This window comes from Clostridium sp. SGI.024 (genome assembly GCF_050315195.1).
GTDB lineage: Bacteria > Bacillota > Clostridia > Clostridiales > Clostridiaceae > Clostridium.
This window is the reverse complement of record NZ_JBNPON010000146.1, coordinates 1-998: the sequence shown is the minus strand read 5'-3', so window position 1 is coordinate 998 and position 998 is coordinate 1. Positions and strand designations below refer to the sequence as shown.

Sequence of the window (998 nt, the reverse complement as noted above, 5' to 3'; positions counted from 1 at the left end):
CCAAGAGCAATAAGAATTTGCCACTTTGCAGGCATATTATCAATGCCATCTAATTCCTTAAGTTCATTTAATGGACGCCAGTAATTATAAGGATGTGGACGTAGAAAGTTATAATACGCAACCCAAAGACTAACCCCATGAAGAGCACCATCTTCGCTACCATAACCACAGGTTATGCGATAAGAGGATTTAAATGTTCTATTAAGTCGCTCAATTATTTGTTTAATCCAGCGATGTTCAGATGATACAGCATCATCATTAGTTAGTCCAATAACTTGAATTAAATCAAAGTCTTTATTTTCTTCAAGTTCAAATTGTTGCTTCGCTAACGGATAGGCTGTATAGCCATCAGCAATAAATTTCAAGGCTTTTCCTGGGAAGTTTTTAAACTTATCAAAAGCCATACGCATAGCTAAAATACAAGGACCTACAGATCTTGTATCAGATACTTGATAACCTAGAATAGATTTTTTGCAAGCATCCATTACAAACCAAACATAATGCTTAATGCCTTTAACTTTAATATAAGTCTCATCAGCAGAAAGTATTTTAGATGGCTTGTAATCAAATGTATCTACAAATGGTTTAATAACAGCGGCTGCTGTTAAAGCATATTTAGCCACCATTGTATGTGAAATATCTATTCCATGAACTTCTTTTAGTGCATGAGCAGTCTGTCTTGTAGAAAGCTTTAAATTAACATGATAAGTTAAGCAAAGTCCCATTATATGAGGATTAAACTTTTTAAAACTAAATCCAGTAGCATGTTTAGATATTGGATATAAATTCATTTTAAAAAAGTTAATATTAAACTCACGGTATATGTAGTGAAGCTTATATTTATACTTATCACAATCATTAAGATCTTTAGGTAATTTCTTAAGATTATTTTGATAATATGAGCACTTATGGTTGGTGCATTTATGTATTCTAAAATGTTTACGTTGCTTTTTTTCCGTAAGCGTAGCACCACAATAAGGACAGATAAATACTAATGG

Annotated in this window: 1 protein-coding gene; it reads right to left on the bottom strand. The window is 32.2% G+C overall.

The window, feature by feature from the left end; all coding sequences use genetic code 11:
• Window positions 1-998 (bottom strand): IS6 family transposase (locus ACQRD5_RS17125; RefSeq protein WP_427747110.1); only part of this gene is annotated, 998 nt, incomplete at both ends.